Below are 672 nucleotides of genomic sequence, written 5' to 3'. Positions count from 1 at the left end.
AACTCGACTCCATGAAGTCGGAATCGCTAGTAATCGTGGATCAGAATGCCACGGTGAATACGTTCCCGGGCCTTGTACACACCGCCCGTCACACCATGGGAGTGGGCTGCAAAAGAAGTGGGTAGCTTAACCTTCGGGGGGGCGCTCACCACTTTGTGGTTCATGACTGGGGTGAAGTCGTAACAAGGTAGCCCTAGGGGAACCTGGGGCTGGATCACCTCCTTACCTATACGACTAACTTAATGTTTGTTGAGTGTTCACACAGATTGCTTGTTTATCTTCTCTTAGGAGAAGTCAGAGCTGAATGCGCCGCTAGCCGGTACGCATTGTTCTTTAACAATTTGGAAAGCTGATAGTATGTAACGTGATGATGTCTGTCGTCATGTTACTTACAAACCGATGTAAACGTGGAAACGTTTGCATCATGAGTTCTCAAACACTTTATTAAGTGTCTTGAATATTCAACAGTAAATTATTCTTTATTGAATAGTTTACGTCTAAGGCGCGTCCACTTCTTTGGTCAGAAGTGAGACAAGTAAAACCAAGCTGGTCGCAATGCGACTCAGATGAGTGAAACTCATTTGGGTTGTATGGTTAAGCGACTAAGCGTATACGGTGGATGCCTTGGCAGTCAGAGGCGATGAAGGACGTAGTAACTTGCGAAAAGCGTTG

Annotated in this window: 2 rRNA genes; both read left to right on the top strand. The window is 46.0% G+C overall.

The features are described 5' to 3' along the window. A 16S ribosomal RNA gene (locus tag L5M17_RS23005) occupies positions 1–225 on the top strand; the annotation flags it as partial. Between the two features lie 367 nt (positions 226–592). Beyond that, positions 593–672: ribosomal RNA gene (locus tag L5M17_RS23000) — 23S ribosomal RNA — on the top strand; the annotation flags it as partial.

It is taken from the genome of Shewanella sp. SW24 (assembly GCF_025653395.1).
In the GTDB taxonomy this organism is placed as follows: domain Bacteria; phylum Pseudomonadota; class Gammaproteobacteria; order Enterobacterales; family Shewanellaceae; genus Shewanella; species Shewanella oncorhynchi.
Note: the sequence above shows the minus strand (reverse complement) of the source record. Positions and strands in the feature narration are given on the sequence as shown.